The sequence below is a fragment of the Pseudomonas violetae genome (assembly GCF_023072615.1).
Classification (GTDB): Bacteria; Pseudomonadota; Gammaproteobacteria; order Pseudomonadales; family Pseudomonadaceae; genus Aquipseudomonas; species Aquipseudomonas violetae.
Genome location: NZ_JAKNRW010000003.1, coordinates 353,898 through 380,516 on the forward strand (window position 1 = coordinate 353,898; position 26,619 = coordinate 380,516).

At 60.3% G+C, this 26,619-nt stretch carries 18 protein-coding genes and 2 pseudogenes; 18 read left to right on the plus strand and 2 right to left on the minus strand.

The genetic code is table 11. The features are described 5' to 3' along the window. Positions 1-7: 7 nt before the first annotated feature. From L9059_RS06080 to L9059_RS31195, 14 genes and pseudogenes are all read left to right on the plus strand, one after another. Positions 8-754 (plus strand): substrate-binding periplasmic protein, encoded by a 747-nt coding sequence (locus L9059_RS06080; protein WP_247289256.1) that lies wholly within the window; start codon positions 8-10, stop codon positions 752-754. Further along, positions 751-3,009: an ATP-binding protein gene (locus tag L9059_RS06085; protein WP_247289258.1), complete on the plus strand. Its 2,259-nt coding sequence runs from the start codon at positions 751-753 to the stop codon at positions 3,007-3,009. Before L9059_RS06080 ends, L9059_RS06085 begins: the two co-directional genes overlap by 4 nt. A gap of 208 nt (positions 3,010-3,217) precedes the next feature. Further along, positions 3,218-4,630: an amino acid permease gene (locus tag L9059_RS06090; RefSeq protein WP_247289260.1), complete on the plus strand. Its 1,413-nt coding sequence runs from the start codon at positions 3,218-3,220 to the stop codon at positions 4,628-4,630. Positions 4,631-4,910: 280 nt separating this feature from the next. After that, positions 4,911-5,702, plus strand: a complete 792-nt coding sequence (locus tag L9059_RS06095) for an enoyl-CoA hydratase/isomerase family protein (RefSeq protein WP_247289262.1) — start codon at positions 4,911-4,913, stop codon at positions 5,700-5,702. Between the two features lie 44 nt (positions 5,703-5,746). Continuing rightward, positions 5,747-6,907 carry an acyl-CoA dehydrogenase family protein gene (locus L9059_RS06100; protein WP_247289264.1) on the plus strand — a complete coding sequence of 387 codons (1,161 nt, stop codon included), beginning with the start codon at positions 5,747-5,749 and terminating at the stop codon, positions 6,905-6,907. Positions 6,908-6,925: 18 nt separating this feature from the next. Continuing rightward, positions 6,926-9,025, plus strand: a complete 2,100-nt coding sequence (locus tag L9059_RS06105) for an acetate--CoA ligase family protein (RefSeq protein WP_247289266.1) — start codon at positions 6,926-6,928, stop codon at positions 9,023-9,025. 10 nt (positions 9,026-9,035) lie between these two features. After that, complete coding sequence (locus tag L9059_RS06110; protein WP_247289268.1) at positions 9,036-10,643, plus strand: 5-guanidino-2-oxopentanoate decarboxylase; 1,608 nt, start codon at positions 9,036-9,038, stop codon at positions 10,641-10,643. A gap of 36 nt (positions 10,644-10,679) precedes the next feature. Continuing rightward, the gene (locus L9059_RS06115) at positions 10,680-11,870 is read left to right on the plus strand and encodes a pyridoxal phosphate-dependent aminotransferase (protein WP_247289270.1); all 1,191 of its coding nucleotides are present in this window, start codon (positions 10,680-10,682) and stop codon (positions 11,868-11,870) included. Continuing rightward, positions 11,863-13,278, plus strand: a complete 1,416-nt coding sequence (locus tag L9059_RS06120) for an aldehyde dehydrogenase family protein (protein WP_247289272.1) — start codon at positions 11,863-11,865, stop codon at positions 13,276-13,278. Before L9059_RS06115 ends, L9059_RS06120 begins: the two co-directional genes overlap by 8 nt. A 33-nt stretch (positions 13,279-13,311) precedes the next feature. Beyond that, a complete protein-coding gene (locus L9059_RS06125; protein WP_247289274.1) occupies positions 13,312-14,016 on the plus strand; it encodes an NAD(P)H-dependent oxidoreductase in 705 nt (234 codons plus the stop codon). Positions 14,017-14,109: 93 nt separating this feature from the next. Then, a complete protein-coding gene (locus tag L9059_RS06130) occupies positions 14,110-15,036 on the plus strand; it encodes a LysR substrate-binding domain-containing protein (RefSeq protein ID WP_247289276.1) in 927 nt (308 codons plus the stop codon). Positions 15,037-15,093: 57 nt separating this feature from the next. After that, complete coding sequence (locus tag L9059_RS06135) at positions 15,094-15,459, plus strand: 5-carboxymethyl-2-hydroxymuconate Delta-isomerase (RefSeq protein WP_247289278.1); 366 nt, start codon at positions 15,094-15,096, stop codon at positions 15,457-15,459. Positions 15,460-15,981: 522 nt separating this feature from the next. After that, positions 15,982-17,939, plus strand: a pseudogene (locus tag L9059_RS06140) (phospholipase D-like domain-containing protein). A 2-nt stretch (positions 17,940-17,941) separates the two neighbouring features. After that, positions 17,942-18,972 (plus strand): annotated as a pseudogene (locus L9059_RS31195) (SEL1-like repeat protein). Positions 18,973-19,115: 143 nt separating this feature from the next. Here the strand turns inward: L9059_RS31195 and L9059_RS06150 are convergent. Continuing rightward, positions 19,116-20,072 carry a LysR family transcriptional regulator gene (locus L9059_RS06150; RefSeq protein WP_247289280.1) on the minus strand — a complete coding sequence of 319 codons (957 nt, stop codon included), beginning with the start codon at positions 20,070-20,072 and terminating at the stop codon, positions 19,116-19,118. A gap of 89 nt (positions 20,073-20,161) precedes the next feature. After that, positions 20,162-21,346 carry a cyanate transporter gene (locus L9059_RS06155; RefSeq protein WP_247289282.1) on the minus strand — a complete coding sequence of 395 codons (1,185 nt, stop codon included), beginning with the start codon at positions 21,344-21,346 and terminating at the stop codon, positions 20,162-20,164. Positions 21,347-21,728: 382 nt separating this feature from the next. On the opposite strand from L9059_RS06155, the gene L9059_RS06160 reads away from it, so the two are divergent. From L9059_RS06160 to L9059_RS06175, 4 genes are all read left to right on the plus strand, one after another. Beyond that, entirely contained in the window at positions 21,729-23,111 is a 1,383-nt protein-coding gene (locus L9059_RS06160; RefSeq protein ID WP_247289284.1) for a glutamine synthetase family protein, read from the plus strand. A 178-nt stretch (positions 23,112-23,289) separates the two neighbouring features. Next, positions 23,290-24,939: a phosphoethanolamine transferase gene (locus L9059_RS06165; RefSeq protein WP_247289286.1), complete on the plus strand. Its 1,650-nt coding sequence runs from the start codon at positions 23,290-23,292 to the stop codon at positions 24,937-24,939. Positions 24,940-25,091: 152 nt separating this feature from the next. Continuing rightward, entirely contained in the window at positions 25,092-26,225 is a 1,134-nt protein-coding gene (rnd, locus tag L9059_RS06170) for a ribonuclease D (RefSeq protein ID WP_247289288.1), read from the plus strand. Beyond that, positions 26,222-26,515 carry a YcgL domain-containing protein gene (locus tag L9059_RS06175; protein ID WP_247289290.1) on the plus strand — a complete coding sequence of 98 codons (294 nt, stop codon included), beginning with the start codon at positions 26,222-26,224 and terminating at the stop codon, positions 26,513-26,515. Before rnd ends, L9059_RS06175 begins: the two co-directional genes overlap by 4 nt. Positions 26,516-26,619 lie beyond the last annotated feature (104 nt).

Sequence of the window (26,619 nt, forward strand, 5' to 3'; positions counted from 1 at the left end):
GTTGTTGATGCTGGCATCCACCGGGGTGACTGCTGCGCAAAAAATTCGCTATTGCGACTACCCGGTCTACCCGCCGATCTCCTGGAGCGATGGCAAGCAGGTGCGGGGCCTTGCGCCCAGCGTGGTGAAAAAGCTGTTCGGGCAATTGGGTTATGAGGTCGAGATAGTCGAGTTGGATAACTGGAATCGCTGCGTGCTCGACGCCGTGGAGGGGCTGGTAGACGTAGTGCTGGCTTACCGCACCGCAGAGCGTGAGCAGGACCTGGTTTTTTCGACGGTGCCGGTCTTGCGCGAGGAGGTCGCGGTGTTCATCAATCGCCGGCACCCGGTAAAAATCGATCACCTGGAAGACCTGGCGCACTACCGCGGTGGTTTCCTGTTCGGGGAAAGCTACGGCGAGACGTTCGACCGCTTTGTCGACCAGCACCAGAACATCGAACGGGTCTCTGATAGCCAGCAGAACTTTGGCAAGCTGATCCGCGGGCGCATCGACTTTGTCGTCTCCGAGCGGCGCACCGGGCAAATGCGCGTCGATACCCTGCCGGGCACCCAGGACATCGTAGCGCTGGCCGAATCCTTTGGTGTGGATTACCTGCGAGCGGCCGTGTCGCGGCGTTCGCCCCTGGCCAGGCGCATGGCGGATATCGATGCGCAGTTGCAGCACATGGTCGATTCGGGCGAGGTCGAGCGCCTGCTCCACGAGAGTGAAGTCACCTACCGCGACATGCTCGCCCAGCCGGCGGATCGACCATGATCCGGGCTCGACCTGGGGGCCTGTTGCGGCGCCTGCTGCTGTTTATCCTGTTCTTCAGCCTGTGTTTTACGGTGCTGGCGAGCAGCGTGCAGCTGTACTTTGAGTATCGACGCGAGATGCGCGACATCGACTCGCGCATGGAGCTGATTCGCGCAGGCTACCTGGCGAGCCTGGAGCGCAGCCTGTGGGACCTGAACCAGGATCAGCTCAACGTGCAGTTGCGCGGCCTGGTGGACTTTTCCGACGTGGCGCGAGTGCGCCTGATCAGCCCCGATTTCGATCTGCTGCAAGGCACTGCCGAGCCGGTCGGACCGTTGCGCATCGAGCGTTTTGCCCTGGACTACCAGCCACCGTCTGGCGTGTTGCGGCACCTGGGTCAGCTGGAAGTCACCACTGACCTGGGGGCGGTGCACGAGCGCCTGTTCACGACCGGGCTGACCAGCCTGCTATGGATGAGTGTGTTCCTTTGCGGTTTGGCGGTGGTGCTGTCGGGGTTGTTTTATCGTTTGGTCACACGCCACCTGCAAGTCATGGCCGAGTTTGCCCGGCGCATCGCGGCGGGCGATTCCCACGAGCCGTTGCGCCTGGATAAACGACGCCGTCCGCACGAAGACGAGGACGAAATCGATACCGTGGCCCATGCACTGGACGACATGCGCCGGGCCATTCTCAGTGACATCGACCGCCGCGAAAGCGATCGCCTGGCGTTGCAGGATAACCGTGACGAACTGCTGCGCATGGTCGAGCGCCGCACCGCCAGCCTGATGCGCGCCAAGGATGAAGCGGAGGCGGCAAACCTCGCCAAATCGCGTTTCCTTGCCACCATGAGCCACGAGTTGCGCACACCGCTCAACGGCATCCTCGGCATGGCGCAATTGCTGCGTGATGCACCGCTGGACGAGCTCGGCGGCAAGCGTCTGGATGCGCTGTACAAAGCCGGGGAAGGGTTGCTGTCGATCCTCAATGAAGTGCTGTATTTCGCCCGTCTGGAAGAGGGCGTGAGTCATCCGGAAATGGTGGATTTCTCCCTGCGGCAATTGCTTGATGAGGTGTTGACACTGCTTGAGCCCCGCGCACTGATCAACGATACGATCCTGCAGTGTCACGTCGATCCGCTGGTCTCGGAGCGGCATCATGGCGCCGAACAATTCCTGCGCCAGGTGCTGAGCAATCTGCTGGCCAACGCGATCAAATTCTCCGAGGGCGGGCGGGTCAAGGTTGAGGTTGCGCTGTTGCCTGGCGTCCCTGGGCAGCGGCTGCGCGTCAGCGTCACCGACAATGGCATCGGCATTGCGCCGGCGATGCAGCAGAAGATTTTTGAGCGCTTCACCCAGGCCAGCGAAGAGGTGGCGCAGCGCTTCGGCGGCACCGGCTTGGGGCTGGCGATCAGCAAGCATCTGGTGGAGCAGTTGGGTGGGCGCATCGGCGTGGACAGTGAAGTCGGGCGCGGCAGTTGTTTCTGGTTCGAGCTGGTGCTGGCACCGGCGACCGGCGTGGCAGCGGTCGCTGCGAACAGTGTGGCAGGGCAGGCTTTGCGCATTCTGGTGGTCGAGGACGTGGCGCTGAACCGCGAGGTGGTCGAGGGACTGCTGCTGCGCGACGGGCACCAAGTGTGGTTGGCCGAAGACGCCGAGCAGGCGCTGATTGAATGTGCCGCGCAAGCCTTCGATTTGATCCTGCTCGACGTGCACCTGCCCGGCATCAGCGGAGTCGAACTGTGCAAACAACTGCGCGGCACTCCGGGGCCGAATCGCCACAGCCGTCTCTTCGCCCTGACCGCCAGTGTGCAGCCGGCCCTGGTTCGCGGTTACCTGGATGCCGGCATGGACGGTATCCTTGGCAAGCCCCTGAAACTCGACACTCTGCGCCAGGCGCTGGCTGACCAGGCCCCCGTACGCACTTCGCCACTCGATGACGCGGCCATGGATTGGCCGCTGCTGGAGACTCACCGTACTTTGCTCGGTGAACAGAAACTCCAGGGCTTGTTGAAGGTGTTGCGCGACTCGCTCGAACAGCACAGCCAGGCACTGGCCGAGGCCATCGCTGCCGATGATTGCACCGAGGTCGCGCACCTGGCCCATCGTCTGGCCGGCAGCAGCGACTCCTTGGGCTTTCGCGCCCTGGCTAACGTCCTGCGAGCGCTGGAGGAAGCCGCGATGATCCACGACGAAGCTGCGTTGCGCGCGATGGCGTCGCAGGTGCACGAGCAACTGCGCTGTTCGCGCCAGACGCTGGCCGAGCTGCTGCAGGCCTGACGTACAAGTTTGTTACGACTTTTTACATCTTTGATCCTCAGGTTCAACTCGAACTTACATGCCTTTCCAATAATCGACGCAACCGCCGCAGCGCGGTCTTCGAAGCTTATTGGAGATAATAATAATGAACCGCCGCAAAGCTGACCCTTCCTCGCGCCATGACGTCCTGTCAGCCGCCGCGCACCGCGCCGACTACTGAGGTGCCGACATGAGCGAATCAATCGACCGCCAAGGCATCCAACTGACCCGTGCCCTGAAAAGCCGCCACATCTTCATGTTGTCCCTGGGAGGCGTAATCGGCACCGGACTGTTCATGGGCTCCGGCGTAACCATCAACCAGGGTGGTCCGGTAGGGGCGATTCTGGCTTACCTGGTCGCCGGGTTTCTGATGTACCTGGTGATGGTTTGCCTGGGCGAACTGTCCGTGCAAATGCCGGTGTCCGGCTCGTTTCAGACTCACGCCACTAAATTCATCGGGCCGGCCACCGGGTTCATGATCGGCTGGGTCTATTGGATGAGCTGGGCCACCACCGTGGGGCTGGAGTTCACCGCAGCGGGTATGTTGATGGAGCGCTGGTTCCCGACAGTGCCGATCTGGTACTGGTCAGCCTTGTTCGTCGCGGTACTGTTCGGCCTGAACGCCTTGGCGACCCGCGCGTTTGGCGAGGCGGAATACTGGTTTTCCGGGATCAAGGTCGCGGCGATTCTGGGGTTCATCGTGGTCGGCGTGCTGGTGATCTTCGGTGCGATTCCGCTGACCAGTGGCGAGCCGGCGCCGATGATGACCAACCTGATCGGCGACTCGCTGTTCCCCAATGGCTTGTCGGCTGTGTTTGCGGTGATGATGACCGTGGTCTACGCGTTCCAGGGCTGTGAAATCATGGGCGTGGCAGCGGGCGAAACTGATCAGCCGGAGAAGAGCATTCCCCGTGCGGTGCGCAACGTGGTGTTTCGCGTGTTGATTTTCTACGTGCTGGCGATCGTGGTGCTCTCGGCCATCGTTCCTTGGCAGCAGGCCGGGCTGATGGAGAGTCCGTTCGTGCAGGTGTTCGATATGGTCGGTATTCCCTACGCTGCCGACCTGATGAACTTCGTGATCCTGACTGCGATCCTGTCGGTTGGCAACTCCGGCCTGTATGCCTCGACACGTATTTTGTGGGCTATGTCCAAGACTGGCATGGCCCCGAAAAGCCTCTCGCCATTGAGTAAGCGCGGGGTACCGTTGCGGGCGCTGAGTATCACCCTGTGCTTTGCACTGGTGTCGCTGATGACCAGCTTCGTCGCGGCCGATACTTTGTTCATGGTGCTGATGGCGGTGAGCGGCATGTCGGGCACTGTGACCTGGATTGTCATTGCCCTGGCGCAATACAAATTCCGCAAGGCTTACCTGCGTGATGGAGGCAAACTGAGCGACCTGAAATACAAGGCGCCCTGGTTCCCGCTGATTCCACTGACGTGCATTGTGTTGTGCTGTTCGTTGTTTGTATTCCTGGCGCTGGACGAGACGCAACGTCCTTCGCTGTATTGGGGCGGTGGTTTTATTGCGTTGTGTTATAGCGCTTACTTCCTGACTTATCGCAAGCGTCAGGGAGTGTTGGCGCCGAGTTTGCCTTCTGCTTGATAGTTTGAGGTGGACAAAAAACGCGACGGGTGACCGTCGCGTTTTTTTCCGCTCCTACAGTGGATCGTGTTTATCCAGACGGCACCCTGTACCCAGTTGTTCAAAATTGTAACAAAGCCAGCTTCAAACCCCTCTAAACAAAGAATAAATTCATAAAAAACAACAAGATGCGATGAAATTACTTCGTTAGGCTGCCCAATTGCTGTCTTACTGAACACTCGTTTAGTATAGCCTCAATTCGTATCACCTCATTCCAATCAAAATAATCCGAGGCCCCGCAATGACTACTCAACCTTCACTGCTCAGCCAGGTCGAAGCAGGCGTTGCCTGGATTACCCTCAACCGCACGGCCCAGCGCAACGCCCTCGACATTCCAACCCTAAAAAACCTGCACGCGCTGCTCGACCAGTTCAACACCGACCCCGCCGTTCGCGTCGTCGTGCTGACCGGCAGCGGCCGCAGCTTCTGCGCCGGGGCTGACCTCGCGGAGTGGGCCGAAGCCGAAGCCCGTGGTGATCTGGAAACCTACGGCTGGACCGAAACCGCCCACGCTTTGATGAGCCGTCTGTATAGCCTGGAAAAGCCCACCATCGCCGCCATCAATGGCACCGCTGTGGGCGCCGGCATGGACCTGACCCTGTGCTGCGACCTGCGTCTCGCTGCGCAATCGGCACGGTTCAAGGCCGGCTACACCAGCATGGCGTACTCCCCGGACGCGGGCGCCAGCTGGCACCTGCCGAGGTTGATCGGCACCGAACAAGCCAAGCGTCTGCTGTTCCTCGATGAGCTGTGGGGCGCCGACCGGGCCCTGGCCACCGGCCTGGTGGGCGAGGTGTGCGCCGATGAGCAACTGCTCGACGCCGCCGCTGAGTTGGCCACGCGCCTGGCCAACGGCCCGACCTTCGCGTTCGCCCAAACCAAGAAACTCATGCGCGAAGGCGCCCAGCGCGATCTGCCGCAGCAACTGCAAGCCGAGTTGGCTGCCGGCCTGCTGTGTGGTCGCAGCGAAGACGGCGCAGAAGCCTTGCGCGCCTCTGTGGAAAAACGCCCGGCGGGCTTCGTCGGTAGATAAGCCCGCCCCGCCCCATAACCCGTGAACGAACAACAGGTAGCACCATGAATTTCCAACTGACCCAAGAACAAGAAATGTTGGTGGACGCGGTACGCAGCTTTGTCGCCAAGGAACTGCTGCCCCACGAGGAAGCGGTCGACCGTGCGGACGAAGTCTCACCGGAGCTTGCAGCAGAGATTCGCGGCAAAGCCATCGCCGCTGGTTTTTACGCCTTCAACATGCCCGAAGAGGTCGGTGGTGGCGGACTCGACTACCTATCCCAGGCGCTGATCGAGCGTGAGCTGTCGAAGGTTTCATGGGCGCTGCACGTTTTCGTCGCCCGGCCGTCGAAGATCCTCATGGCCTGCACTGGCAGCCAGATCGGCGACTACCTGTTGCCTTGTATCCAAGGCGAGAAAATTGATTGCTTCGCGCTCACCGAACCCGGTGCCGGTTCCGATGCCAATGCGATCAAGACCCGCGCCGTGCGCGACGGTGACGACTTCGTTCTGAACGGCAGCAAGCACTTCATCAGTCACGCCGGGCACGCCGATTTCGCCATCGTCTTCGCGGTCACCGACACCTACGAACACAACGGTCGCAAGCGTAACGCCGTGACCTCGTTCCTGGTGGATCGCGACACCCCGGGCATGACCATTCGCCGCGGTCCCAAGTGCGTGAGCAACCGCGGTTACCACACCTTCGAAATGTTTTTCGACGACTGCCGGGTGCCGGCCAACAAAGTGCTCGGCGAAGTCGGTAAGGGTTGGGAAGTGGCCAACGTCTGGCTGACGGCTGGCCGGGTCATGGTCGCCGCCAACTGCGTTGGTCAGGCCCAGCGCGCCCTCGATTTATCGCTGCAATGGGCGGCGGATCGCAAGCAGTTCGGCCAGCCGATCGGCACCTATCAGGGCGTCTCGTTCAAGCTTGCCGACATGGCCACGCAGATCCGCGCGGCTGAGCTGTTGACTTTGCACGCCGCCTGGAAAATGGACCAGGGCACTATGACCGATGGCGAGGCCGGCATGGCGAAACTGTTCGCCAGCGAAGTGCTCGGACGCACAGCCGATGAGGCCGTGCAGATATTCGGCGGCATGGGCCTGATGGACGAAGGACCGGTGGAACGCATCTGGCGCAACGCACGGATCGAGCGAATCTGGGAAGGTACCTCGGAAATCCAGCGGCACATTATTTCCCGTGAACTGCTGCGGCCGCTGCTGCGCTGATCGCCCTGGAGAATTCCCATGTCGCAAACTATTCGTGACAACCTCAAGCGCCTGCTCGCCCCGCGCCACCTGGCATTTGTCGGCGGTCGCAGCATGGCCCGTGCGCTCAAGCGCTGTGCCGAAGGCGGTTACCAGGGGCAGATGTGGCTGGTGAATCCGCAACATGAAAGCCTCGAAGGTGTGCCTTGTGTGCGCAGCATTGCCGAGTTGCCCTGCGGCCCGGATGCGGTGTTCGTCGCCACCAATCGTGAGCTGACCCTGACCGCCGTGGCGGAGCTGGCAGCGCAGGATGCCGGAGGGGTGATCTGCTACGCCTCCGGGTTCGCCGAGACTGGCGCAGAGGGTCAGGCCTTGCAGCAACAGCTGCTCCAAGCTGCCGGTCAGATGGCCTTGCTTGGTCCCAATTGCTACGGTCTGCTCGACTACTTGCACAGCTCGGCCTTGTGGCCGGTGGCTCATGGTGGCAAGCCAGTGGAGAAGGGCGTCGCCGTGCTGACCCAGAGCGGCAACTTCGCCTACAACCTGTCCATGAGCGATCGCTCGCTACCGGTGGCCTATATGGCATCGGTGGGAAACCAGGCGCAGTTGGGCGTCGCCGAATTGATGGACGTGTTGCTCGACGAACCGCGCGTCACTGCCATCGGCCTGCACCTTGAGGGGTTGAAGAACGTGCCGGGTTTCGCCCGCGCCGCGCACAAGGCGCTGGAGAAGGGTATTCCGATCATCGCCTTGAAAACCGGTGTGTCGCAAATCGGTGCTGAACTTGCTCTGAGCCACACCAGTTCGCTGTCCGGTTCCGATGCGCTGTACGACAGCCTTTTCGCTCGCCTTGGCGTGATCCGCGTCAGTGGTCCGGTGAGCTTTGTCGAAACGCTCAAGGCCGCTGCGTGCGGAAAATTACCCTCGGGCAATAGCCTGATCGCACTGGCCTGTTCCGGTGGTGACGCCGGCCTGATTGCCGATTACGCCGAACGCAACGAACTGACATTGCCCAAGCTCGACGAAACCCAGCGTGAAGAACTCGCACAGGTGCTGCCGAGTTACGCCAACCTGGTCAATCCGCTGGACTTCACCACGGCGATCTGGGGCGATGGCGAGGCGTTGAATCGCATGCTCGACAGCGCCCTGCGCACCCCAGCTGATGCGGCCATGCTGGTGCTCGATTACCCGTCGGAAGCCACCGGCGAGCGCAAGGAATGTGACCTGCTACTGGAGCTTTATTGCGCGGCGCTGGTGCGCCACGGCAAGACTGGTTTTGTCACCTCGGCGTTCCCCGAACTGCTGCCGGCCAGCGCCCGCGAGTGCCTGCACGCCCAGGGCGTCGCTGCACTGCAAGGAGTGGAGGATGGCCTGGCCGCCTGGGGTCGCATTGCCGGCTATCAGCGCAATCGCCAAACGTTGCTGGCGCTTGGCGAGTCAGCACTGGTACCACTTTGCCCTCAAGCGTTGGTGGGCGAAGGTCGTCTGCTTAACGAGTGGGATTCGAAACAGGCGTTGCGCGCTTTCGGCCTGCCGACGCCCAACGGAGTATTGAGCTCGCCGCCAAACGCGGCAGATGCCGCCGACTCGTTGGGCTATCCGTTGGTGCTCAAAGCGCTCAGTGCACAACTGCCGCACAAGACCGAAGCCGGTGCCGTGGCGTTGAATCTTCGAGACCGCGCGGCAGTGAATACAGCCCTGGAAAAGATGCGCAAGAGCATTGCCGACTATGCACCGCAAGTGCCATTCGATCAGGTGCTGCTGGAGCCGATGGCCACGCCGCCCCTGGCTGAACTGATCGTCGGCATCAAGCGCGAAAACGACTTCGGCCTGGCCTTGGTCATCGGCGCTGGCGGCATTCTGGTGGAGCTGCTCAAGGACAGTCGCAGCCTGCTTCTGCCGACCACGGACGGTGCCATTCGCGCCGCCTTGCTGAGCCTGCGCAGCGCCGCGTTGCTGCAAGGTTTTCGCGGTCGTGAAGCGGCGGACCTGGATGCGCTGGTGGCGGCGATCCGCGCGGTGGCCGACTACGCCTGCGAAAACGCCGACGCCCTGCTGGAGCTCGATGTGAACCCATTGTTGGTCGGTGCCCACGGCACGACTGCGGTCGACGCGTTGATTCGCCTTGGCCACGAGTGAGGATATGAACATGCAAACCAAGACATTAACTGGCGGCCAGGCCCTGGTACGTCTGTTGGCCAACTACGGCGTCGACACCGTGTTCGGCATTCCCGGCGTGCACACACTGGAGTTGTATCGCGGCCTGCCGGGCAGCGGCATTCGCCACGTCCTGACCCGCCATGAACAGGGCGCCAGTTTCATGGCCGACGGTTATGCCCGGGTCAGCGGCAAACCGGGTGTGTGCTTCATTATTACCGGGCCGGGCGTGACCAACGCCGCGACTGGTATCGGTCAGGCGTACGCCGACTCGATTCCGATGCTGGTGATCTCCAGCGTCAACCACACCGCCAGCCTCGGCAAGGGGTGGGGCTGCCTGCATGAAACCCAGGATCAACGCGCCATGACTGCGCCGATCACGGCGTTTTCGGCGGTGGCGTTAAGCGCCGAGGATTTGCCCGAACTGATCGCCCGTGCCTACGCCGTGTTCGACAGCGAACGCCCGCGCCCTGTGCACATTTCGGTGCCCCTGGATGTGCTGTCGGCGCCAGTGACCCGCGACTGGAGTAATGACGTAGTGCGCCGTCCGGGACGCGGGCCAGCCTCGACAACCGCCCTGGACGAAGCCGTAGCCAAGCTGCAAAACGCGAAGCGACCGATGATCATTGCCGGAGGCGGCGCACTGCACGCGGCGCAGGAACTGCAAACCATCAGCAACCGCCTGGCCGCGCCTCTGTTCACCAGCGTCGCCGGCAAAGGCCTGTTGCCACCAGACGCGCCGCTCAACGCCGGTTCAAGCCTGTGCATTGAACCCGGTTGGAACCTGATCGCCGAAGCCGACGTGGTGTTGGCGGTCGGCACCGAAATGGCTGACACCGATTTCTGGCGCGAGCGCTTGCCCTTGAACGCCGAACTGCTGCGGGTGGACATCGACCCGCGCAAGTTCAACGATTTTTACCCTTGTGCTGTGGCCCTGCAAGGCGACTCGCAACAGACGCTCGCCGGCCTGCTGGAACGCCTGCCCGCCACCGACCGCGATGCCAACGGGGCAATCGCCAGCGTCGCGAAACTGCGTGATGCACTGAAAAACAGCCACGGTCCGCTGCAGTCGATTCATCAGGCGATTCTCGAGCGCATCGCCGCCGAGCTGCCGGACAACGCGTTCATCAGCACCGACATGACCCAGTTGGCCTACACCGGCAACTACGCCTTCAACAGCCGCGCCCCGCGCAGCTGGCTGCACCCGACCGGCTACGGCACGTTGGGATACGGCTTGCCGGCAGGCATCGGCGCCAAGTTCGGCGCACCCAATCGGCCGGGCCTGGTGCTGGTCGGCGACGGTGGTTTCCTCTACACCGCGCAGGAACTGGCGACGGCTGTCGAGGAGCTGGACAGCCCGCTGGTGGTGTTGCTGTGGAACAACGATGCCTTGGGACAGATCCGCGACGACATGCTGGGCCTGGATATCGAACCGATCGGCGTGTTGCCGCGCAATCCGGATTTCGCCGCCCTGGGGCGCGCGTTCGGTTGCACCGTCACCCAGCCGCAAAGCCTGGCCGAGTTGCAGACCGATCTGCGCCATGGCTTCAAGCGTAATGGCGTGACCCTGATCGAACTCAAGCATGCCTGTGCGCATTGATTTTAATTATTCGGAGTTTTTTAAAAGGAGCAGGCCATGCGTTTTTCCGATCTGACTCAACGAATCGCCGGTGACGGCGCCGCCGCCTGGGACATTCATTACCGCGCGCTGGAGCTGCAGGAACAGGGCGAAGACATACTGCTGCTGTCCGTGGGCGATCCGGATTTCGACACTCCAGTGCCAATTGTCCAGGCGGCCATCGACAGCCTGCTCAATGGCAACACTCACTACGCCGACGTGCGTGGCAAGCGAGCCCTGCGTGAAGCCATTGCCAGGCGTCACCAGCAACGCAGCGGCCAGGTAGTGTCGGCCGACCAGGTTACCGTGCTCGCCGGGGCACAGTGCGCGCTGTTTTGCGTGGCCCAATGTGTGCTCAACCCAGGTGATGAAGTGATTGTCGCCGAGCCGATGTACGTGACCTACGAAGCGGTGTTCGGGGCCTGCGGTGCGGTGGTGATCCCGGTACCGGTGCGGCCTGAGAATGGCTTCCGGGTGTTGCCCGAGGACGTTGCGGCGCGCATCACTGCACGTACTCGTGCCCTGGCGCTGAACAGTCCGCACAATCCTTCCGGTGCCAGCCTGCCGCGCACCACTTGGCAGGCGCTGGCCGGCCTGTGCATCGAGCATGACCTGTGGCTGATTTCCGATGAGGTCTACAGCGAATTGCTGTTCGACGGTGAACACGTCAGCCCGGCCAGTTTACCGGGCATGGCCGAACGCACCGCGACCCTCAACAGCCTGTCCAAGTCCCACGCCATGACCGGCTGGCGAGTCGGTTGGACGGTGGCGCCGCCGGCCTTGGCGGTACACTTGGAAAACCTCGCACTGTGCATGTTGTACGGCTCCCCGGAGTTCATACAGGACGCCGCTGTCGTCGCCCTGGAAAGCCACTTGCCGGAACTGCAGGCCATGCGCGAAGCCTATCGTCAGCGCCGTGACCTGGTGTGCGCAAGCCTTGCGGACTGCCCTGGTCTGCGCGCCTTGAAGCCTGATGGCGGGATGTTCGTGATGGTCGATATTCGCGAAACCGGGCTCAGCGCCCAGGCATTCGCCGACCGTCTGCTGGACCGGCATGGCGTCTCGGTACTGGCCGGTGAAGCCTTCGGCCCCAGTGCCGCCGGACATATCCGCCTGGGCCTGGTGGTGGGGGCTGAACACCTGCGCGACGCCTGCCAACGCATCGCCCGGTGTGCCAGTGAACTGATGGAGACTCCACACTATGCATGACTACAAGACGTTGTTTATCGATGGTCGCTGGCAGGCCCCGTCAGGGCAGGGCATCGCCGAGGTGATCAACCCGGCGACCGAGACCGCCGCCGGTTCCGTGCCGCTGGGTGATGAACGGGATGTCGACAAAGCGGTAGCCGCTGCACGGCGTGCCTTCGGCGCATGGTCGCGCACCCCTTCAAGCGTACGCGCCGGCTATATCCGTGCTCTCGCCGGGCAACTGCGCGAGCGGGCAGACGAGATGGCTGCGTTGATCACCGCCGAGCTGGGCATGCCGGTGCAGTGGTGCCGCGCGGTCCAGGTCGACGGACCCATCGAGGGGCTGGAGCAATACATCGAACTGGCAGGCCTGATGGACGAAGTGCGCGAGGTCGGCAACTCAATGGTGGTGCGCGAGGCGGTGGGCGTTTGCGCGTTCATCAATCCGTGGAACTACCCGTTGCACCAGTTGATCGGCAAGCTGGCGCCGGCGCTTGCCGCCGGGTGCACCGTGGTGGTCAAGCCGAGTCAGGAAACACCACTGCATGCGTTCTTACTGGCGCAGATGATCGAGGCGATCGGCTTGCCCGCAGGGGTGTTCAACTTGGTCAGCGGGCCGGGTGCGAAAGTCGGTGAAGCACTGGCCAGGCATCCGGACGTGGACATGGTGTCGTTCACTGGCTCCACCGGCGCAGGCGTGCGCGTGGCGCAGGCGGCCGCACCGTCGGTCAAGCGCGTTTGCCTGGAGCTGGGCGGTAAGTCGCCGCTGCTGATCGCCGAGGATGCCGACCTGGCCGCGGCAGTGCGCTATGGCGTACAGGACGTGATGATCAACTCCGGTCAGACCTGCACCGCACTGACCCGCATGCTGCTGCCGGCGAGTCGTTACGCCGAGGCCGTGGAGATCGCCATCGCCGAGGCCCAAGGTTTGCGCATCGGCGATCCCCTGGACCCGCAAAGCTTCCTTGGACCGATGTGCTCTGCGGCCCAGCGGCGTACCGTGCGCGACTACATTCAGGTCGGCCGGAAGGAGGGGGCGCGGCTGGTGCACGGCGGCGAGGCGCCCCAAGAATTCGAGCGTGGGTTCTACGTCAGTCCGACGCTGTTTGCCGACGTCGACAATCGCATGCGCATTGCCCAGGAAGAAATCTTCGGCCCGGTGCTGTGCCTGATTCCGTACGCCGATGAAGCACAGGCGATCCAGATCGCCAATGACTCGCCTTTCGGCCTGTCCAGCGGCGTCTGGACCGGCACCCCGGAACGGGCCCTGAGTCTGGCGCGGCAGCTGCGTGCCGGTCAGTGTTTTCTCAATGGTGCAGCGTTCAACTATCAGGCGCCGTTCGGTGGCTACAAACAGTCAGGCAATGGCCGTGAATGGGGGGAGGAAGGACTCAACGAATTCGTCGAAGTGAAGGCGATCCAGTTTTGAATCCCCCAGCTTGCCAGCCTCTAAGGAATATTCATGAAAGTATTGATCGTTCACGCCCATCCCGAACCCAACTCCTTCACCGCAGCCCTGCGTGACCAGGCTGTCGCGACACTTCAGGCCCAAGGGCACGAGGTCAAGGTCAGCGACCTGTACGCGATGAACTGGAATCCGGTGGCCAGCGCCGATGATTTTTCCTCGCGGGAGAATCCCGAGTACCTGGTGTATGCCCTGGAGCAACGCCTGGGCGTCAAGAGCCAGTCCCTGGCGCCGGATATCCAGCAGGAACTCGACAAACTGCTGTGGGCTGACCTGCTGATTCTCAACTTCCCGATTTTCTGGTTCTCCACCCCAGCCATACTCAAGGGCTGGATCGATCGGGTGCTGGTCTCCGGCATTTGTTATGGCGGCAAGCGCTTCTACGACCAGGGCGGCCTGAGCGGCAAGAAGGCGCTGGTCACCGTCACCCTGGGCGGGCGCGAGCACATGTTCGGCGATGGCGCCATTCACGGCCCGCTGGAAGACATGCTGCGCCCCATCTTGCGTGGCACCCTGGCCTACGTCGGCTTCGACGTGCTGCAACCCTTTGTCGCCTGGCACGTGCCGTACATCAGCGACGAGGCCCGCAAGGGCTTTTTGCGAGATTACCAGCAGCGCCTGGAGCACCTGGGCGACGAGCAGCCGCTGACATTTCCGCGCCTGGCCCAGTTCGATGAGGCGCTTTACCCGCTGCCCGTGTGAGTGCAAGTCACCCCGCTGGCGTTCATGCTGATGGACGCCAGGCCCCCGGTCTTTCTACACTGCCCGCAGTCCAGGGGGACCAGGGGGCAATGGATGAATCGCAATGAGCTACGCAAGGCCGACATCAACCTGATGGTGGTGTTCGAGACATTGATGCTTGAACGCAACGTCACACGGGTGGCCGAGAAGCTGTTTCTCGGCCAGCCGACCATCAGCTCGGCGCTCAACCGCCTGCGCACGATGTTCAACGACCCATTATTCATTCGGGTCGGCCATCGCATGGAACCCACGGCGCGGGCCGAAGAGTTGATCCAGTATCTTTCGCCGGCCCTGGATTCGCTGTCCATCGCCCTGAGCCTGACCCACGATTTTGATCCCGCCGTCAGCACCATGACCTTTCGTATCGGCCTGTCGGATGACGTCGAATTCGGCCTGCTGCCGCCGCTGTTGCGGGCCCTGCGCCAGGAAGCGCCGAAAGTGGTGTTCGTGGTCCAGCATGTCGACTACTGGCGCATCCCCGACCTGCTGGCCTCCGGCGACATCACCGTCGGCATCAGCCAGACCCGCGGCCTGCCGGCTAACGCCAAGCGCAAACTGCTGCGGCACATCCAGCCCAGTATCCTGCGCGCTGATGCGTCCGATACTCCGCTAACCCTCGACGAATACTGCGCACGTCCCCACGTGCTGGTGTCCCACACCGCCAATGTCAGTGGCTACGCCGATGAATGGCTGGCAGAGATCGGCCGCACCCGGCAGGTCGTGCTGTCCGTGCCGCAATACAGTTCGTTGCCGGCGCTGCTCGCCGGCACTGACCTGATCGCCAGCCTGCCGGACTACACCGCCGAAGCCATGGCTGCGTCCGGTGCGCTGTTCAAAGAGCCATTCCCGTTCAAGACTCCGACCCTTGACCTGTCCATGGTCTGGCTCAGTCACGTCGACACCGACCCTGCCGAACGCTGGCTGCGCAAACGCCTGGAAACCTTCATGAGCGCGACCGATCTTATGCCCACAGCGCCGTGAGCCCGCAAACTCTGTGCTATACGTACGACCCTTCCGCCACTTCAAAGAGCATTCGACATGCCCCACCTGCACATGGAATACACCGCCAACCTGCCAGGCCTGAACGCCGACGTCGCCTTGATCCGGCTGAACAATACCTTGGTGGGGTCTGGCCAGTTCGCTGCCGAATTCGACATCAAAAGCCGCGCGATCAAGGTCGAGACCTTCAAGGTCGGCACCGCCATGGCCGAGCGTGGGTTTGTGCATGTGAAACTGGCGCTGCTCAGCGGGAGATCACCGCAGATCAAGAAGCAACTGTCGGAGAGCCTGTTGGCAGTGGTGCAGGATTTATGTGAATGGCCGGCGGGGGTGGACGTGCAGTTGTGTGTGGAGATTCTGGATATTGATCGGGAGTCTTATGCGAAGACGGCGGTGGCGCTTTAATAAGTCGTTTGCTCGGTAGTTGCTCTGCCCTTTAATGGGAGGGCAACATCGATCACGGTTAATTAGTATTGTTCCAGTCTGGGCAATAATCCTGCTGTATATCCTGGTGTACGCCTGTCCTCCACTCTATCATTTCGTTTAACAGTATTATTAGCGTCGATGCTCTAAGCCCGCCCCGTACAGGGTCCTAGGAAACGGACTACAAAGCCTAGGACCAATCCCACAAGTTTTTCAGAATAGTCCGACTTGCCTTATTTGCTAGCGATCACTACGGTGAGTTTTGTTTGCTGTTTGTTTTCGAATTAACTCCTATCCATGTTGCGCGGCTTTACGTTTACCCCCGTCAAGCTTGCAACAACTTACCCTCTTCGGTGTGAACAGACTCGCGCCGCTTTTAACACGGACGTCTTCTATGCGACTGAACATCGACATCCTGGATACGACTCTCTGCAGCGTCGGGGCACCTCTAAAATCATCTCCCGCCGTGTTCACTGGCCTGCTCGAAAAATCGGAGGCTTGAACATGTCCGGACGCGTTATCACGGTCCCCATCGCCACAAGCAAAACCACCTCCTGCGTTCTCACCCTGCCATGGTTCGTGGAGTACACCGAGTACTCGCCGGTGCCTGCGACCTTCGAACCGCTGGTAAACGGTCAGCGAGCTTTCGGTGCCGTCTATGACGCCATCATGGCGGCCCGGAGCAGCGTGGAAATCATCTGCTGGGGGTTTCAACCTTCGATGTATTTCAAGCGTGGCGACACCCACTCGCTGTGCATCGGCCAACTGCTTGGAATGAAAGCGGCGCAGGGCGTCAAGGTGCGTGTTTTGTGCTGGTCCGACAGTGCGCACCTGACCGCGGCATTTGCCGAAAACATGACGCCGGGTCGCAACCTGGCATCGTTCATGGCCGACGGGCGCAACGACAGGCAGCGTGAGTTCGATTGGGAGTGGTATCGCCGCGCGAGCAAGACCGACGTCAAGCAGCGCTCGTGGTTCGAGAATCACACGCCCCTGGGCGGGCTCTCCCGGGCGAGCGGCGATTGGTTGAGAACTGCCTTCAGCTTCGGCAAGGAAGCGTTCGACAACATCGAATTCGTCACGCGGGATCTGGGCCTCAAGGACCGGGTGGAAATTGCCTGGCAAGTGGCCTGGAACAGCGCTGACAGTAAACGTTCCGTGTTCAACAAGGCTGCCACGGCCGGGGCGATGGCCGCGATCCCGACCCACCACCAGAAAATGGTATTGGTCGATTATGAAATGCCTGACCTCGCCGTCGGTTTGTCATGGGGCATAACATGCTCGATGCCTACTGGGACACGGACGACCATAGTGCGATCAGGATGCACGCACAGTTCGGCCGCAACGGCGCCACCCCGCGCCAGGATATCTCCAGCCGCCTGACCGGCCCGGTCTTGGAGTACCTCAACCACAACTTCACCGAAGCCTGGCTGCGCGAAACCGGGATCAACCTGCTGCCCGCGAGAATGGTCGTCGCCCCCGCGCTCAAACCACGGGCCGGGTTCGGTCCGGCGATGATGGCCCAAGTCCACAGAACCCAGTTTCAGGAGGGCAAGCAGGACATCAAGGCGGGCTATCTGAACGCCACCAATAACCTGCTGCGCTACCTGTACATCGAAAACCAGTATTTTCGCTGGACACCGCTGGCGGAAAAGATCACCAGCGTTGCCCAGGTGCTGATCGATAACGGCCGAGACCCTTCGGTCTATGGCCCGCTCCATGTGTTTGTGGTCACCAACTCCACCGACGAAGGCATGGGTGATGGCACCGTCAACACCTACCGGATGCTCAAGGAACTGGGGCGCCCGGACATCATCCCCAACGTCGCCCGGTTGGAGCGCCGTGAGGAACTCAAGGCCGAGATCGCCCAGGCCAAGGAAAATCTGGTGAACGCCTATCGTGAGTCAAACGCGTTTAACAACGCTTACGGCAAAGAGCATGGCGAATGGGTGAGTCGGGCCTACGAACCGGTAGGCGCCAAGATCAAGGCCGCGCAGGAAAAACTCGATGAGCTGACGGCCAAACTGCCCGAGGAGGACGCCAAGCCGGTAGTGCCTCAGGACATTCCGGGTTTGAAGGTGCTGGTGTGTACCCTGGTTGCTCCGGACTCACAGCCCGATAACTGGATCGATGTGTATATCCACAGCAAGTTACTGATCATTGACGATGTGTATGCCTCGTTAGGGTCGGCGAATGTCAATACGCGGAGCATGGAAGTTGATAGCGAGTTGAATATTTGTGTGGAGGATCCGGCGGTGGTGAAGCCGTTGAGGAAGCAGTTGTGGGGGATGCATACGGGGGGGAAGGGGGCTGGTGATGATATCCAGGAGGCGTTTTATAAATGGTCGTATGACGCAGATGTAAACGCCACTCGTCGGGCTGATCCTGAAACCTCCAAGGTCCCTATCAGCTCTCTTACAGAATTTAGAAGAGATAGTGCGAATCGTACCTATAAGGACTAAGTATGAAACTGCGTAAATTATCTCTAGTTTTTTTGATAGTCGCTTTGTGTGCATGCAAACAGGAGGATGATGTGGATCTATCAGCTGGTCATCTGACCGAGACAATGGAAAAATTGCAATTTACCTGCTCTAAAGAGTCGGATCACCTGCCAGTTATAAGTGACAGAGCTCAGCGAATGTATGCGTATGCGCTATTCCTGAATTCTGCATTGCGCGATAAGGACTATGGGCGGATAGGTCGGTTCTACCGGCTGGCCTACGCGGCAGGTAGCTACAAAGCCGCTGCGAATTTGCATACATTGATATCGCAGGGTCTGGTCGAAAGCAGTAATGCCGATAAAGAAGTCTTAGATATCGTAGAGGGCCTCATTAAGGCAGGTGTTCCCGGTGGTTATTATGACATGGGGCATTATCTGGAGCTTGGATATGGAGTAAAGCAAGATACCAGTAAGGCGAATACCTATTTTCGACGTGCAGCAGATCTGGGGAACCCCGATGCGCAATTTTACGTTTCAAGGCTACTAGAAACAGTCAAAGGCGCAGGTAAGGTTGTCGCCGCAATGCGGCGATGCGCGATGAATCAAGGGCATGCCAAAAGTGGATACCGCTACGGAATTTTGTTCAAAGTCCGAGATATGTACCCCGAGGCTGTAGAAGGTTTCCAGGCTGGAACTCGTAACGGCGACGGTAATAGCGCGGCAGTTCTAAGTGAAGGGTTCTCAACGTCTGACCCTACGAACGGTTTGTATTATTTTGGGCTGGCTGAGGATCCGGAGCGAGCCAGCCGATATAAACAGATCGCCACCTTCTTAAGTAAATTCGAGCACTTGGGGCCAAAATTCCGGATATCGACAACATAGTCCCTCTACCGCCCGCCAAACTTCCGGATTGGGACGGTACATTCGAATGGAAGCGAAAACGCGACTTCACCCCACCACCAGAAAAACCCTCCGAAGAATTGATTCTGGAAATTGCCAGGGAAAACAACCTTGATCCAGAAACAGGCTTGAGTTTGCCGAGCGGTACTCAGTAACCCGAAGGCAGTTACATCCCGAATCCGCATCGGTTGGAACCAACTGATACGCGGCACGGGCCAACTCGCCTGATTTCCCGTCACACACTTTAAAAGAAATAGCCAACATGCTGGGCGATGGCACCGTCAACACCTATGGATGCTTAAGCAACTGGGGCCTCCAGGCATCCTCCCTCCTGTTGCGTGCAAGCCTGGATAATCTGCGCACGCAGCCAGCGGTTGGCGTTGCCTTGATCAACGCTCTGATGCCACTGCATATCCAGGCAAAATCCCGGTAACCCCACCGGCGCTTCGCAACACCCAAACCCGCCATCGCCAGCAAGCGCCTGTTGAATACTCTTCGGCAACATCACCACGAACTCCGTCCCCTTGATCATCTTCAACGCCGCGCCATAACTGTTGGCCCGCGCTACGATCTGGCGGCTGCGCCCCTGTTGTGCCAGCCAGCCGTCGACCATGTTACTGCTGGAAGTCCACGGGGTTGGGAACACGTGGCGGCGTTCGACGAGCTGATCCAGGCTCAAGCGGTGCTCGCCGGGAGCCGCGGGTTTGTCGAAGACGCAGACCAGTTGATCTTCCAGCAGCGTCGCCGACTTGATGTCGCCGTGGCTGCGATGGAAGTTCGGACCGAAGCAGATCACCAGGTCGAGGCTGCCGTCGCGCAGGGCTTGGGCCGGGATGTCGGTTTCGAGTTTGTGCACGTTGACGGTCACCGGCCAGTCGGCAAACGCGAAGTGCTTGAGCAGGCGTGGCAGGATCAGTTGTTCGAAATATTCCGGGGCGCACAGGTTGAAGGTGGTCGGCTGCAGGGCAGGGTCGAAGGTCGTTGCGCCGGCGTGGCACAGGTTAATGTGTTCGAGGACTTTCAACACGTGCGGGTACATGCGGTCGGCTTTGTGAGTGGGCTGCATGCCGGAACGACTGTAAAGGAACAACTCATCGGCAAAAGCCGCGCGTAGTTTCTTCAGGCAGTAACTCACCGTCGACTGGCTGACGCACAGGGCTTCGGACACGGCGGTGACGTTGTGTTGCTGGTACACGGCAACGAACACCATGAGGTCCTGCATGTCGAGCTTTCTAAGTACGTTGCTGTTGAGCATCCATTGCGTCTCGCAGTCCTTGTTGCGCAGGTGGGCGCAACGGTCTGCGAAGGATCCTAACGGATCGACGGATTCAGGAGAATCGTCCTTCAGTGAATGTGTCGAGCGTAGTGCCGGGGATCGAAGCGCAGGACCATCAGGATCATCAGCGCCACGACGGCAGTCAGGCCCCACCAGGCCCACTCGAAGCTGCCCAGATGATCGCGAATCATACCCGCGAGCAGTGGCGAGACACCGGCGATCAGGTAGCCGATGCCCTGCACGAACGCGGTCAGGCTTCCCGCACGTTGCGGGTGGTCCAAGTGGTCCATGGACACGATCAGGCTCATTGGAAACAGCCCGCCAATGCCCAGCCCCAGCAGGCATGGCCACATCAGGCTCAAGTACTGCGGGCCGAGGATCAGGCCGCAGAAGCCGGCCATGATCAGTCCCAGCAACACCACCAGCACCAGGCGGCGGTCACGGCTGCGGTTGGCGATGGCCGGGGTGGCCAGGCCGGACAGCACTTCCATGGCTGTCAGGAAACCCAGAAGCAAGCCGGCGTCCTGTTCGCTCCAGCCTTTTTCCACATAGTACGGCGCCAACCAGGCCAGCACGCAAGTGTAGGACGCGGTGCCCAGGCCGAAGAAGATGGCGAGCAGCCAGGCGCGGGAATTGTTGAAAAAAGACTGCCTGGTGGCCGACTTTGATTCGATCAGCGATTGCTGCGCGGGCTGTGCCATCCAGAAAATCAGGGCGACTACCGCGAGCGCGGCCCAGACTGCCAGGCCGACTCGCCAGCTACCGGTGCGAATCATCACCAGCGGGGCAAAGGCGGCGGCGATGGCCGCGCCGCCCATGATCGAGGTGACATAGAGGCCCATGCACAGAGCGACGTTGTCCCTGAAACGCGACTTGATCAGGGCTGGCATCAACGCCTGAATCAGGGCAATGCCCACGCCTGCCAGCACGGCGCTGAGAATCAGTTCGGCTGCGGAGTCGAGGAACAGTCGTGATGCGGTAGCCACACCGATGATCAGCAGGGACAGGACCACGGTCCGATGTTCGCCCAGGCGCTGGCTGACGCGGATGCCGAAGAACATGGCCACACCCATCGCCATCACCGGGAGCATGGTCAGCAGCGACGCCAGGCTGAAACTCAGTTCAATGTCCCCGCGAATCGCCGACAGCAACGGGCCGATGGCGGCCATGGAGGGGCGCAGGTTGAGCGCAACCAGGACGATGGCAAACATTAGTAGAAGGGCGGGGCGGGCGGTGGTGCGGACGGTTTCCATGGATCGGACCTTGAATGAGCAGGTGCCGATTAAGCCGGCGCGAGTTGGCGGGCGGCAAATCAGAAAGTCGTCTTTGGTATTTGGAAACTAAATAGTGCTGATTGTTTAGCCAACCCACACCCAAGGTTCTTCAAATGCCGATTTAATACCCCAACCACCCGTGTGACGCTGCTGTCATCTGTTTTGCACGGTTTGTCCTATGGACGGTTGCCCCGTCACACTTCCTTCCGAACTGGCCTTCTGGGCGCTGTGGCACTGCCGTCACGCGCGCCCGCCGGATTTCTGCGTTCTGCGTTGATTATCAATAAACGGTCCCGGCTCGTTTCGGGATCAATCGGGCAGCGCGTGCGCGCTTGCCTGACACGCAAACAAGAGAAATCCCATGAGCAGTGCCACGACCGCCTTCGCCACACAGCAGGAAGCCCTTACCTTTCTGGAACAGAATCCGGACATCGAGATGTTCGAGCTGTTTATCCTCGACAACAACGGCGTGCCCCGGGGCAAGTTGTTGCATCGCGATGAGCTGCTGGCGGTGTATGCCACCGGCCGTCCCCTGCCGAGCACTATCCTGGGCCTGACCATCAATGGCGACGACGTGGAAAACTCCGGGCTGGTGTGGGACGTGGGTGACATCGATTGTCGGGCCTATCCGGTCAGCGGCAGCCTGACGCGCATGCCGTGGCGCTTGATTCCTACGGCGGCGGTGCAGGTCAGCATGCATCCCTCCGAGGGAATGCCGGCGACCATTGCCGACCCGCGGCATCTGCTGGCCAAGGTGATTGAAGGCTTGCAGGCAGATGGTTATTACCCGGTGATGGCGGCGGAGCTGGAGTTCTACCTGCTGGATCAGCAGCGCGATGGCAATGGCCGACCACAGCCAGCTCGGGACGTCGACGGTGGTCGTCCGCGTGGTACTCAAGTCTATGGTTTGCGGGAGCTGGAGCAGATCGAGCCGTTCCTGGCCGATCTCTACAGTGCGTGCAAACTCCAGGGCATTCCGGCGCGCACGGCGATTTCCGAATACGCCCCGGGGCAGGTGGAAATCACCCTCGAACACCGTACCGATGCGTTGCAGGCCATGGACGAAGCGGTGCGTTACAAGCGGCTGGTCAAGGGCGTGGCGCATAAGCACGGGATGACGGCGTGCTTCATGGCCAAACCTTTTGATGACCTGGCGGGCACTGGCATGCACATGCACGTCAGCCTGGCGGACTGCGAGGGTAACAACCTGTTTGCCGGCGAAGCGGCGGATGGCACGCCGCTGCTCAGGCATGCGGTCGGCGGCATGCTCAGCACCCTGCTGGATTCATTGCTGCTGTTTTGCCCCAACGCCAACTCCTATCGCCGCTTCCAGACCAACAGCTACGCGCCGCTGGCGGCCACCTGGGGCGTGGACAATCGTACGGTCAGCTTGCGCGTGCCTGGCGGCCCGGCGTTTTCACGGCATATCGAGCACCGCATCTGTGGCGCCGATGCCAACCCGTACCTGGCCGCTGCGGCGATCCTGGCCGGCATTCATCGAGGCATCCGGGAACAACTCGACCCTGGGGCGCCGGTGGAAGGCAATGGCTATGCCCAGGCCAAGGAACTACTCCCCACCGATTGGCTGACCACCTTGCGCGCGCTGGATGCGTCGAGCTGGGCGCGAGAGGCATTTGGCGCTGAATTTCTCGGGGTTTACCTGGCGGTGAAACGGGCTGAGTATCGGCAGTTCATGGGCGAGGTCGGCGAACAGGATTGGCGCTGGTACTTGCATCAAGCCTGAATAAAAGCTGAATCATTCTCAACTGAGCTGTCAGTTTGATCAATGTGCCATTAGCCAACTAATCGTTGGCTAAATTTTCACAAAAAATTGATGGTTGGATGCCTAGAGTTATCGTGGCCGGGACAAATGAAATTTTCACATTTGTCCCAGGCACCTCTCTCCAGGATCAGCCGTTATTATGTTGAAGTTAAAAGCCGTTCGCCCCGAGTGGGTGACATTAGCTGCCAGTGCCTTTTTATTAACATGTTTTAATTTCGTATTGTGGCAGCACCTGTCCGAAATCACCGCCAGCGACGGCCAAGGCCTGGTCATGCGGGCCGCGTTCGGGGTGATGATCCTGGCGGCCTTCAATATCGTGCTGACCTTGTTCGCGTTTCGGCCTGTCTTGAAGCCCGTCCTCACGCTGATCTTCATGTGCAGCGCCGGTGTGGCTTACTTCATGAATCAATATGGCGTGCTCATAGACATTGGCATGCTGCGCAATTTTGCCCAAACCAACGCAACGGAAGTTCGTGATTTACTGTCGCTGAAGATGCTGGCCTATATATTTTTGTTAGGCGTTTTGCCGTCTTGGTTGTTGTGGAAGCTTCCTGTCAGTTATCGACGTTGGCACCGTGAATTGATGAGCAAGGGGGTGGTGAGTGTGGCGTCGGCTGCGGTCATTGGCGCGATTGCGCTCATCAATTATCAAGGCCTGTCCTCATTGTTTCGCAACCACCATGAACTGCGCCTGATGGTTGTGCCGAGTAACTACATCGGGGCCTCATTTGGTTTTCTGCGTGAGCAGGTGGTCTCGGCACAGCGACCCTTCGTGAAGATTGGCGAAGACGCCCAGCGAAAACCCGACTGGCAAACCCACGACCGTAAATCCCTGACGGTGCTGGTGGTTGGCGAAAGTGCCCGGGCGGAAAACTTCGGCATTCTTGGATACGGTCGCGATACCACGCCCGAACTCAAGAAGGAGGCCGGCCTGATCGCGTTCACTGATGTGCATTCTTGTGGCACAGAAACGGCAGTCTCGGTGCCGTGCATGTTTTCCAACATGGGCCGTAAGGCTTACAACGCAAGCCAGGCGAAGAGCGAAGAGGGCCTGCTGGATGTGCTCAAGCGAGCAGGACTGGACGTAATCTGGCGTGACAATCAGTCGGGATGCAAAGGAACCTGCGACCGCGTCACCTTCGAAGACGTCAGCAATTTGAAGACGCCGGGGTTATGTGCAAGCAGTGAATGCCGCGATGAAATTCTCCTGCAGGGCCTGCAGCATTTCATTGACTCCCTGGACAAGGACACCGTACTGGTCCTGCACCAGATGGGCAGCCATGGCCCGGAATACTTCAAGCGTTACCCCAAAGAATACGAGCACTTCACCCCCGTTTGCGAAAGTAATGCGCTGAACAATTGCAGCCGCGAAAGTATCATCAATGGTTACGACAACACCCTGGTGTATACCGACCATGTACTGTCTTCGCTGATCGATGTGTTGCGCAGCAATCAGGACAAAGTCGATACGGCGATGCTCTATCTGTCGGATCACGGCGAATCACTGGGCGAGTACAACCTGTTCCTGCATGGAACGCCTTACATGCTCGCACCGGACCAGCAAAAGCATGTCGCGATGCTGGCCTGGTTCTCCGACAGTTATCAAAAGTCCTTTTCGGTGGACACCCATTGCCTGCAGTTAAGTCGTGACAAACCCCTGAGCCAGGACAACTTGTTCCACTCGATGCTGGGACTGCTGGAGGTCAACAGTCAGGTCTACAACCAGGACCTGGATATGTTTGCCGGTTGTCGTGGCGCGGTGAGCGACGGTGTGCTGGCTAAACAATAGGCTTATCGAGGCGGCCTGCAGCCTTTAAAACTCGGTCTGTCAGACATTTCTTACTGTCATGCAGGTCTTTTCGCTAAAGCTCTTGTTCAGTGGAGGCGCGGAAATCGCCGGGGGCGATATATACTGCGCGCCATTCTTCAAGGGAGAGCCGTGTGGCCATCGATATTCACTGGATTCGCGACAACGATAGCCTCGGCCGCTTTTGCGCCGAATGGCAGCAGCTGCCCTACGTTGCCCTCGACACCGAATTCATGCGGGTCGACACCTTTTATCCGATTGCAGGTCTGCTGCAGATCGGCGATGGCGTACGTGCTTACCTGATTGATCCGTTGACCATCGACAACTGGCAGCCGCTTGCCGCGTTGCTGGAAAACCCCGCGGTGGTCAAGGTGGTGCATGCATGCAGCGAAGACCTCGAGGTGTTGCTGCGCCTGACCGGTAGCCTGCCGACGCCACTATTCGACACGCAACTGGCGGCCGCGTACCTGAACCTGGGTTTCTCCATGGGCTATTCGCGGCTTGTGCAGGAAGTGCTGGGTATCGACCTGCCCAAGGGCGAGACTCGTTCGGACTGGCTGCAACGTCCGCTTTCCGACACTCAGATCAGCTACGCTGCGGAAGATGCCCTGCACTTGGCGGAAGTTTTCGTACGCCTGCGTCCGAAGCTGTCTGACGACAAGTACAACTGGGTCCTGGAAGATGGCGCGGAACTGGTCGCCAACTTACGTCGGGAAATCGATCCGTACGAGGTCTACCGCGAAGCCAAGTTGGCCTGGAAGCTGTCCCGTGCCCAACTGGCCGTGTTGCGTGAACTGTGCGCCTGGCGCGAGCGCGAAGCCCGCGCCCGCGACCTGCCGCGCAACCGCATCGTGCGCGAACACTCCCTGTGGCCGCTGGCGCGCACCCAGCCGGACAGCCTTGGCGCGCTGGGGAAGATCGAGGACATGCATCCACGTACCGTGCGTCAGGACGGCGAGTTTCTGCTTGATCTGATTAAGCGCTCAGGCAATGTGTCGCCTGATCAATGGCCGCCCGTCGTGCCTGAACCTTTGCCGGTGGATGCCGCCGCGCTGATTAAACAGCTGCGGACGATCGGCCAGGCCGAAGCCGAGCGCCTGAACATCGCGCCGGAATTGATGCTGCGCAAGAAAACCCTGGAAGCCTTGCTCAAGAGCGGCTTCCCCAATGGTCCCTACCAATTGCCTGATTCGCTGCGTGGCTGGCGCCGCGAATTGATGGGCCAGGCGCTGCTCGATAGCCTGGCCACCGCCGGAGAACAGCCTTGAAACGTATTTGCTCCATTTATCGAAGCCTGAAAAAGAACGAGATGTACCTCTACGTGCTCAAGAGCGATGCCCTGGAGCGCGTTCCGGAAAGCCTGATGACGGCTTTCGGCAAGCCGCACCACGCCTTTGACCTGGTGCTCACACCCGAGCGCAAGCTGTCGCGCGAGGACATCGCGGTAGTCCTGGAAAACCTCGACAAACAGGGTTACCACCTGCAAATGCCGCCCGCTGAAGACGAATACATCGAGCATCTTCCGGAAGAGTTGCTGCGACGCAACGACCCAATGTAGTCGGCCAAGGCTGCGAGCTTCCTTGAAACACTGGAATTGATATCTGGCGATGACCGCGCGGTGGAGAGTGACTCCAGCGGCGGTTGTCCGCACTGTTTTCGAAA

Bases quoted from the DNA above. Each gene is read 5' to 3' on its own strand.
- L9059_RS06080 (WP_247289256.1), top strand. From the start codon at position 8: ATGCTGGCATCCACCGGGGTGACTGCTGCGCAAAAAATTCGCTATTGC.
- L9059_RS06085 (WP_247289258.1), top strand. From the start codon at position 751: ATGATCCGGGCTCGACCTGGGGGCCTGTTGCGGCGCCTGCTGCTGTTT.
- L9059_RS06090 (WP_247289260.1), top strand. From the start codon at position 3,218: ATGAGCGAATCAATCGACCGCCAAGGCATCCAACTGACCCGTGCCCTG.
- L9059_RS06095 (WP_247289262.1), top strand. From the start codon at position 4,911: ATGACTACTCAACCTTCACTGCTCAGCCAGGTCGAAGCAGGCGTTGCC.
- L9059_RS06100 (WP_247289264.1), top strand. From the start codon at position 5,747: ATGAATTTCCAACTGACCCAAGAACAAGAAATGTTGGTGGACGCGGTA.
- L9059_RS06105 (WP_247289266.1), top strand. From the start codon at position 6,926: ATGTCGCAAACTATTCGTGACAACCTCAAGCGCCTGCTCGCCCCGCGC.
- L9059_RS06110 (WP_247289268.1), top strand. From the start codon at position 9,036: ATGCAAACCAAGACATTAACTGGCGGCCAGGCCCTGGTACGTCTGTTG.
- L9059_RS06115 (WP_247289270.1), top strand. From the start codon at position 10,680: ATGCGTTTTTCCGATCTGACTCAACGAATCGCCGGTGACGGCGCCGCC.
- L9059_RS06120 (WP_247289272.1), top strand. From the start codon at position 11,863: ATGCATGACTACAAGACGTTGTTTATCGATGGTCGCTGGCAGGCCCCG.
- L9059_RS06125 (WP_247289274.1), top strand. From the start codon at position 13,312: ATGAAAGTATTGATCGTTCACGCCCATCCCGAACCCAACTCCTTCACC.
- L9059_RS06130 (WP_247289276.1), top strand. From the start codon at position 14,110: ATGAATCGCAATGAGCTACGCAAGGCCGACATCAACCTGATGGTGGTG.
- L9059_RS06135 (WP_247289278.1), top strand. From the start codon at position 15,094: ATGCCCCACCTGCACATGGAATACACCGCCAACCTGCCAGGCCTGAAC.
- L9059_RS06150 (WP_247289280.1), bottom strand. From the start codon at position 20,072: ATGCTCAACAGCAACGTACTTAGAAAGCTCGACATGCAGGACCTCATG.
- L9059_RS06155 (WP_247289282.1), bottom strand. From the start codon at position 21,346: ATGGAAACCGTCCGCACCACCGCCCGCCCCGCCCTTCTACTAATGTTT.
- L9059_RS06160 (WP_247289284.1), top strand. From the start codon at position 21,729: ATGAGCAGTGCCACGACCGCCTTCGCCACACAGCAGGAAGCCCTTACC.
- L9059_RS06165 (WP_247289286.1), top strand. From the start codon at position 23,290: ATGTTGAAGTTAAAAGCCGTTCGCCCCGAGTGGGTGACATTAGCTGCC.